Genomic DNA, 8,025 nt, shown 5'->3' with positions numbered 1-8,025 from the left:
CACAACACGGGTACGACACGCCCGAGCTGCGGCTACGCCGCCTCACCGAATGTCCACCACCCCACGGGACTTACCCGTGGAAGATCGCTCCCGGCTCGATCCGGGTCAAGGCTCTAAATCGAGATGGCTCCGTTCACTTGGGGACACGCCAACCTCTCAGGTGATTAATCCGACGGGGATTACCCGAAACCATGTACCAGGTACTGCACGTACCTGATACTGTGCGAACACCTTATCGCGACGAGCTGCGCAGACAGAAGAGGAGAGACCGGTATCTATACAGAAATTGCTGGTCGAGCGACAGCCAGTCTTGTGACCTTTGGAAATTCGATTGCCCTCGCCGGCCAGGCATTGCGGTGGGCCGTGCGCGATATTGTCACCGGACGGTTTCCGTTTCGGGAGTTTGTCACACAGACGTGGTTCGTCATCACCGTAACGACGTTGCCAGCGATCCTGGTCGCGATCCCGTTCGGCGTTATCGTCTCGGTGCAGGTCGGAAGTCTAACCCAGCAGGTCGGGGCCACATCTATCGCCGGAGCCGCCGGTGGACTCGGGATCATTCAGCAGGGGGCACCGATCGTCACCGCGCTCCTGCTCGGTGGTGCGGCAGGGTCGGCCATCGCCTCTGACCTTGGCGCACGCACCGTCCGTGAAGAAATCGATGCCATGGAGACGCTCGGACTAAATTCGACACGTCGACTCGTCGCACCTCGATTCGTCGCGGTTCTCATCGTCGCTCCGATGTTATGCATGCTCATCGTGTTTACCGGTCTCGTGGCCGGCTACATCCTTAGCGTCAACGTCCAGGGCATCACGCCGGGGAGCTACGTCGCATCGTTCGCATCGTTCGCATCATCGGCGGACATCCTTGTAGCGCTGATCAAGTCAGTGGTGTTCGGTCTCGTGGTCGTGACAATCGCGTGTCATCGGGGCCTGTCCACGAAAGGTGGCCCCAAAGGTGTGGCCACATCTGTCAACGCCACCGTGGTCCTAGGGGTAGTGGCGTGCTTCGTCATCAACGTGTTCATCACCCAACTGACCATCATGTTCGTCCCGCAGACCATCGGATGACGGAGAACACGTGACCGCAGTACCATCCACCCGTTATAGTTTTGTTACTCGTCCGATCGTGCGTGCTGTGACACCCCTCGCTGAGGTCCCCGCGCAGCTCGGGCACATTACAACATTCACCATCGACACCGTCGCCGGAATTCGGCACGTCGCAACCACCTATCGACGACAGACGTTTTTATTCATACAGGAGTTTGCCTGGGGACGAGGCGCTGTACTGGTCGGCGGGGGTACCGCGATCGTGCTTGTGATTCTCGGAATGGCTGTCGGGGCGTCCATCGGCATCCAGGGCTACGCCTCGCTAGACCTGGTCGGGATGGGGTCTCTTACGGGATTCATTTCGTCATACGCCAACACTCGAGAGTTGGCACCGATGATCGCCGCGATCGGTTTCGCAGCCCAGGCCGGCTGTCGCCTCACTGCGGAAATAGGTTCGATGCGTATCGCCGAAGAGATCGATGCGCTCGAGTCGATGGCGGTGCGGCCGATTCCGTACATCGTCAGCACGCGTGTGGTCGCGGCGATCACTACCATCATCCCCCTCTACATCGTAACGCTGATACTCAGTTTCGGCGCGGCCAAGCTGGTCGTCATCCTTTTACACGGCCAGTCGGGTGGCACCTATGACTTCTATTTCGATGCGTTCCTCAAACCGCAGGATTTGGCGTTCTCAGTAATCAAGGTCCTCGTTTTCGTGGTGTCGGTCGTCATCATCCACAGCTACCAGGGTTACTACGCCAGCGGCGGAGCAGAAGGCGTCGGCCGCGCGTCTGGTCGAGCGATCCGCAGCAGTCTCATCATCATCGTCGTGGAGGACATGATCTTAACCCTGTTGATGTGGGGTTTCGATTCGGGCGTCAAGATTTCGGGCTAGGAGTTCAAGTGGCTGTATTTCAAGATCCATCAGGACGCGCGCCCTCACTGGCGAACTTGACCCTGCGCGGGATCGGGGTTCTCGTCGTAGTGACGGTTGCCGGCTATCTTCTGGCGGGCAACGCGACCGGAAAATATGAAGACAACACGACAGTGACGATCACCACCGACGCGGTTGGTGACGGGTTGAAGGGCGGATCGGAGGTGAAGTATCGGGGCTTCACGGTGGGCAAGGTGTCCTCGGTGTCGGGGCGCGACCAAAGTGTAAATGTGAAAATCGAGCTCACCGGAGTGAACGACGACATCCGGTTGCGTCAGGGCATGGCCGTGAATTACACGTCCGCCAGCGCGCTGGGGCCGACGGCACTGGAGATTGTCGACCCCGGGCGGGGAGTCCTCATCCGTGATGGCGGCAGCGTCTATGTGAGCAAGCTGCAGTCCGAACACACTTCGGTATCGACCCTGATTCGAAAACTCTCGAAGCTGGTCGATGCTCTCGATCAGCCGGCGTTCAATTCTGTGGTGAAGTTTGTCGTCGATGATTCCCAAACGTTTGCCGATGCCGGCCAGCTCATGTTCCAGATCGCGCAGCTCACTCGGGACGTTCAACAGCGGCCAGTGGGCCAGGATTTGGCGATCGCGGCAGACCTGTCCCAGGGCGTTGCCGACTTCATGACGCCGTTCGTTCCGGGCATCCTCATAAACGTCGACGTCGCTGACTTCTTCGCCACCGACGAGGCCATCAATCAGGCCACAGGCAACCTCAACAGCACCGGCGCGGTTCTGTTCGGGGGACTGGGAGGACTGTTGAGCGAAAACTACCCGGCGTTGAGTTCGGTACTGGACGTCGGCCTCGATCTGGCGAGGCCGGTCGCCAGATCGGCATCGGGACTCGCGCAGACCATTTACACCATCCCGCAGATCCTGGACAGCATCGACAACGCCACGCCGCAAGTCGGCGAGCGAGTACAACTTCAGGTCGCCCTGGTAGTGCAGACGTCACCTGCGCTGCAGAGCGCGCTTGCAGCAGGAGGACCAAGAAGATGAAGCTCAAGTCGTTAATTCCCACCATCGTCAAGATCGTCGCGTTCGCCGCAGTCATCGGCGTTCTCACCTACGTGATCATCGCCATCCTCGAACCCAGCTCGGACGGAGCGAGTTCTGAACGGTCTGCGGTCTTCTCCGATGCATCTGGGCTCAAGCCTCGCGACGGTGTGCGTTTGGCGGGAGTAAAGGTCGGTTATGTGACGGCGATCGGCCTGAAAGGGCCCACCGCGGTCGTTCATTTCCAACTGAACAACGACGTCGCGATCACGTCGAGCACCACCGCCGCCGTGCGTTATCAGAATCTTCTCGGACAGCGATATGTCGAATTGATCGGTGCGGCACAGGGAAAGACACAGGGGGCGGCGCTCACACAGGTGGCACTCGACAAGACCGTTCCCTCATTTGATGTGTCCACCTTGTTCAACGGGTTCAAGCCGGTGTTCGACACGCTTAACGCCGACGAGATCAATGAACTGCAGTCCAACTTGTTGCGCGTTGCTCAAGGTGATGGGAGGGGTATATCGCCTGTTCTGGAGCAGGTCGCCAACATCACCGCCTACGGGGACCAGCGGTCTGAGATCATCACGAATATCGTGACGAGTCTCGGCCAGGTCTCCGACCAACTCGAAGGCCGCTCGGCGCAGCTGGTCGAACTCGTCGACCAGCTGGGATCGATCGTCGACGCCTTCAGCCGCGTGAGTGACCGGTTGCGGGAGTCGCTGGGCGAGGTCAACCGGTCCATGGAGAAAACTGTCATCGCCGGGGAGCAACTTGACTCAACGTACGACCAGAGTTTCGCGACGATCTATCAGCGTCTGGCGCGAGAACCCGGGGAGTTGGAGGGGCTGCTGAATGGCGCGATACTGCTCAAGCCCCTTATGGACTCGCTGAACGCTTCGACGAATTCCACGCCGAGTGAGGCACGATGTTCGAAAGGCCTTCTGCCCCTGCCGGATACAGCCACGATTGCGCTTATGGGGCAACGATTGGTGGTGTGTAAGTGAGGTTGTTCAGTCGAAATCGACCGCATCACCAGTCCGAACGCAGACGCGACCTCATCGTCGCCGCTGTGGTGGTGGTGACCGTGGTGGTCGGTCTGGTAATCGCCGGGACCGTGTATATCGCACCGCCCGGCCAAAAGGTGTACTCGGCTCAACTGGTCAACACCGGAGGGCTGGAGTCGGGTGATCAGGTGCGTATAGCGGGGATAAGACAGGGAACGGTGTCGTCGGTGGACCTCGCGGGAACGTTTATCACAGTCGAATTTCGACTCGACGACTCAGTGCCAGTCCGTTCGGATGCCACCGCAGCGGTTCGCCTGATCACGCCGATCGGCGGGCGAGTTCTCGATCTGGACCCAGGGTCAGGACCGACCTCGCTGTCGGGGGCGATCCCCCTTGTTCAGACATCGAGTACTTACGACATTTCGGACACGCTCGAGACGACGACGCCGGTGTTCCGCGATGTAAAGGGCGTCGATCTCCGTCAGACTGCGTCGCTGCTGCAGAATGCGTTCTCCGACGGCAACACAAACATTCCCGACGCACTGAGGAACACCAGCAGTTTGATGGAACTCTTAGAGCGACAGTACGGTCAGCTCGACAAAGCGGTCGCTCTATCCGATGAATACGTCAACGCTTTCGCCGATCAAAAACAGGTGCTGGTCGACTTTCTCCGTCAACTCAGCTTCCTTGCCAGTACGCTGGGACCTGATATCGATAACGTCCGCGGCGGGTTCGACCTTCTCAGTCGTCTGTTCAAACTTCTCACGAGGCCGCTCGTGGCTTACAGCGATGGAATCGAACCGTCTGTCCAACAATACAAGACGCTCCTCGACAAGGTGTCGTCAGAGCTGCCAGGCTACTCCGATGCCCTGGCCCAGGTTGATCAGATCACTCAGCGCCTCGGCGTCCTCCTCCAGGCGCCGGTCGGTGCGTCGACTACCACAGAACCAGAGGTTCGTGTGTGCATTCCGAGTGGTGACGACAAATGTTGACTACATGGATCCGAAGACTGTTGCTCCTGATCGCCGTGGTGGTTGTGGTGGTCGCTAGTGTGGAAATAGGGGGGAGGGTGTCCGACGACACGCGCTCCCTGTGTGCCGAGTTCACCGACGCATCGGGCCTCTTCGAAGGCAACACAGTAGCCATGCTCGGCAAGAAGATAGGCAGCGTCGTCGGGGTGCACCAGAATAGTGATCAGTCCGGTGTAAGGATCGACATGCGGATCGACAAGAGCGTTCCGCTGCCCGCCGACGTCGGCGCGACTCTGGTGTCGACATCCATCGTGACCGAACGTCAAATCGAGTTCACCAAGCCGTACTCTGATGGAGCCCGATACGAGACGGATCAGTGCATTCCGTTGAGTAAGACGAGAACCCCGCTGGGAATCAGTCAGACGCTCGACTCGATCAGCAACTTGTCCGAGGACCTGGTCAAGGACAACGGCAGGAACACCGACGCGATCTTGCAGTCCCTCGAGCTCGTCTCCCGCAATCTAGAAGGAACGCAGGGTGACGTGGCCGGGATCATCAAGGACTCAGCCACGCTCATCGACGACCCGGCAAAGCGGGATATGCAGATTCGCAGCATCGTCGGGAACCTCGCCGCACTGACGGGGGTGGCAACCGAGAACGACAAAGAGGTGACCGCCCTCTTCGACAACTTCGTAGGTGCCATCGAGGTCATCATCGCGTTCGGCCAGACCTTCGGCTCGGCAGTCGAGTACGCGGGGACGTTCGTTCCGATCCTCTCGAGGTTCGCAACAGATTTCGGTCCCCCGATATTCGCGATCGGTGATGCTGCCGTTCCGCTCATCGCCGACATGGGAGAGCAGCCGGACATGGTGGTAGCGATCGCAGCCCGCACGGCAGACCTCATCGTGAAACACCCCGATGCCAAGTCAATTGTGCAGGCGTTCGCAGTGTCGCTGCCTTTGCGAAGCCTGGTCGGTGGCTGCGCCGCGCCGGTGGCAAACGGAGTCTGCGGGTCCAGCGATGTATCGAGGACGATCGCAGGGATGATGGGGGGAGGGGCCTGATGATCTCGGTCAATCGCGCATGCCTCGGACCCATGGTGGTCGCACTGATGGCAACGATAGTTTTCGTGACATCGTGTGGGATCAACGCCGACAATCCGCCGACGATAGCGACCTCCGACGCGGACGGTTACGACATCCAGATGGAGTTCACCAGCGCACTCAACTTGCCTGCCCTCGCAAAAGTTCTCTCGGGGGGAATCAGCGTCGGGTTCGTCGAAGATGTCACGTACGAGAACGGGCATGCGGTCGTGAAAGCTCGCATCGACAACACGACTCAGCTGCCGGGGGAATCGCGGGCTGAGCTGCGTCAGGACACTCTCCTTGGTGAGATCTACGTTGCCATCCTTCCCCCAGCCGAGCCGTCGACGGGTGCCTTGCTGCGGTCGGGTTCGGTGATCCCGTTGGCACGGACCGAGCCGGCAGCAAATGTCGAGGACGTCATGCGCGGGATGTCGAATGTCCTCGGGGGCGGTGAGCTCGACAAGATCCACACCGCGATCTCGACATTGAACACCACGTTCCCCAAGGACTTGCAGCAATTCGACGCCCTATACCAGACAACGCTGGAGACCGTCTCGGAGGTCTCCTCGAATACCGACAAACTCGACGTAGTGTTGAGGTCGGCGGATCAGACTCTGAAAGTGATCTTGGACGATCCGTCGGGAATCGACCGGATGCTGACCAAGGGCGGACGCAACTTTTCTGGCCTCGGCTACTCCCTGATCGAGGTCGCGTTACTCATCGCCAACTTGCGTGATTTCGCAGTGTCCGCGGGCAGGATCGTGGATCCGGAGTACTTACGGATAAAGGAGTCAGTGGCCGGGATCGCCCCGGTGATCGATTCGATCGCCAACTCCGACATCTACTCGAAGTCCGTCACGGAGCAGGCAACGAGCGTCATCCGCGACAAACTCATTCCATTCGTGCGGTCGCCCGACATTAACCTCTCGGACATCTCCATCGATGGTCGGGACCTAGCGCGGCGTGACGCCGAATCCTTCATAACCGTGTTGAGATCAATCGGAATGATGCCGTGAACCGCAGCAGCACGCTCATATCGATACTGGCTCTCGCCGTCGTGTTCGTCGTAGGGCTCGGCTACCTCGTCGTCGGCGTGGCACACATCAACCCCACCCGCTCCGAGTACTCCTTAACCGCCATCATCGACAGCTCAGGCGGTCTGCTGGACACATCGCCGGTGATGGTGCGGGGGGTACCCGTCGGAAAGGTGTCCTCGATCAACGTCGCGGATTCGGCAATTAAGGTCGAGATGACGATTGATTCCGACCACAAGATCCCCCAGGACAGCGAGATGTCTATCCAGAATCTGTCGCTCGCGGGGGAACAGTACATCAACTTCGTGCCCGCGGGCACGGCAACCGGTGGGTACTTCGATAACGGAGACGTGGTGCCCGCGGACGCGGTGCACGTGTCGCAATCGGTTCCCCAGGTGTTGCCAAAGTTGGCTGCAGTGGCAGATGGGCTCGACCCGGAATCGATCGAGTCCATCAACAAGACCGTCGCCGAGGCCGTCGCCGGACGGCAGGACGACCTCGACACGATCGGCGACATGATGCACCGTGTAGTCGATTTCGTCGGCAAAGATGGGTCCGTCCGGGTGACCGCAGACAACGCCGAGTTCCTGCTCGGCCTCTTGGCCGATGCCGGGGACGTCCTCAGTACGGCATCTGTACGCACCCCTGACGCCGTGAACGGGCTGGCGCGGATTCAACGGGCGTTCATCAGGTTCACAACCACCTCGTACGACAAGTGGCCTCCCGTGTTGAAGCTTGTGGAAAAGCTCAACGGCTATATTCAGATCCTGCAGCCGGATCTGCTGACGATCACCCGGGCGGTGAAACCGGCGACCGAGAAAGTTGCCGACACATACGTCGACTTCGGGTCGATCGGCGACCTCCTCGGCCGGACTTTCCCGGCGTCGCGACCAGGTCGCGCCGAGGTCCCCGTCACCGTGTCGCCGCCACTACGGTGACG

The 8,025-nt window shown here is 59.7% G+C and carries 8 protein-coding genes; all 8 read left to right on the top strand.

The window, feature by feature from the left end; genetic code table 11:
* Positions 1-312 precede the first annotated feature (312 nt).
* The 8 genes from R3P93_RS15085 to R3P93_RS15050 are packed head-to-tail and all read left to right on the top strand — an operon-like array spanning position 313 to position 8,023.
* The gene (locus R3P93_RS15085) at positions 313-1,071 is read left to right on the top strand and encodes an MlaE family ABC transporter permease (RefSeq protein WP_027498258.1); all 759 of its coding nucleotides are present in this window, start codon (positions 313-315) and stop codon (positions 1,069-1,071) included.
* A 10-nt stretch (positions 1,072-1,081) separates the two neighbouring features.
* The gene (locus R3P93_RS15080; protein ID WP_027498257.1) at positions 1,082-1,945 is read left to right on the top strand and encodes an ABC transporter permease; all 864 of its coding nucleotides are present in this window, start codon (positions 1,082-1,084) and stop codon (positions 1,943-1,945) included.
* An 8-nt stretch (positions 1,946-1,953) separates the two neighbouring features.
* Positions 1,954-2,991 carry an MlaD family protein gene (locus tag R3P93_RS15075; RefSeq protein ID WP_068052708.1) on the top strand — a complete coding sequence of 346 codons (1,038 nt, stop codon included), beginning with the start codon at positions 1,954-1,956 and terminating at the stop codon, positions 2,989-2,991.
* A complete protein-coding gene (locus tag R3P93_RS15070; protein ID WP_068052711.1) occupies positions 2,988-3,995 on the top strand; it encodes an MlaD family protein in 1,008 nt (335 codons plus the stop codon). The genes R3P93_RS15075 and R3P93_RS15070 overlap by 4 nt, the downstream gene beginning before the upstream one ends.
* Positions 3,992-4,987 (top strand): MlaD family protein, encoded by a 996-nt coding sequence (locus tag R3P93_RS15065; RefSeq protein ID WP_027498254.1) that lies wholly within the window; start codon positions 3,992-3,994, stop codon positions 4,985-4,987. Before R3P93_RS15070 ends, R3P93_RS15065 begins: the two co-directional genes overlap by 4 nt.
* The gene (locus R3P93_RS15060) at positions 4,981-6,030 is read left to right on the top strand and encodes an MlaD family protein (protein ID WP_027498253.1); all 1,050 of its coding nucleotides are present in this window, start codon (positions 4,981-4,983) and stop codon (positions 6,028-6,030) included. Before R3P93_RS15065 ends, R3P93_RS15060 begins: the two co-directional genes overlap by 7 nt.
* Positions 6,030-7,067, top strand: coding sequence for an MlaD family protein (locus R3P93_RS15055; RefSeq protein WP_032370850.1), 1,038 nt, complete (start codon positions 6,030-6,032; stop codon positions 7,065-7,067). The genes R3P93_RS15060 and R3P93_RS15055 overlap by 1 nt, the downstream gene beginning before the upstream one ends.
* Complete coding sequence (locus R3P93_RS15050) at positions 7,064-8,023, top strand: MlaD family protein (RefSeq protein ID WP_027498251.1); 960 nt, start codon at positions 7,064-7,066, stop codon at positions 8,021-8,023. The genes R3P93_RS15055 and R3P93_RS15050 overlap by 4 nt, the downstream gene beginning before the upstream one ends.
* The last annotated feature ends 2 nt before the right edge of the window (positions 8,024-8,025 follow it).

The sequence above is a fragment of the Rhodococcus cerastii genome (assembly GCF_033042195.1).
Lineage (GTDB): Bacteria > Actinomycetota > Actinomycetes > Mycobacteriales > Mycobacteriaceae > Rhodococcoides.
Note: the sequence above shows the minus strand (reverse complement) of the source record. Positions and strands in the feature narration are given on the sequence as shown.

What these genes read in the sequence shown, in the direction of transcription:
- R3P93_RS15060 (WP_027498253.1), top strand. Translation starts at nt 4,981, where the DNA reads ATGTTGACTACATGGATCCGAAGACTGTTGCTCCTGATCGCCGTGGTG.
- R3P93_RS15055 (WP_032370850.1), top strand. Translation starts at nt 6,030, where the DNA reads ATGATCTCGGTCAATCGCGCATGCCTCGGACCCATGGTGGTCGCACTG.
- R3P93_RS15070 (WP_068052711.1), top strand. Translation starts at nt 2,988, where the DNA reads ATGAAGCTCAAGTCGTTAATTCCCACCATCGTCAAGATCGTCGCGTTC.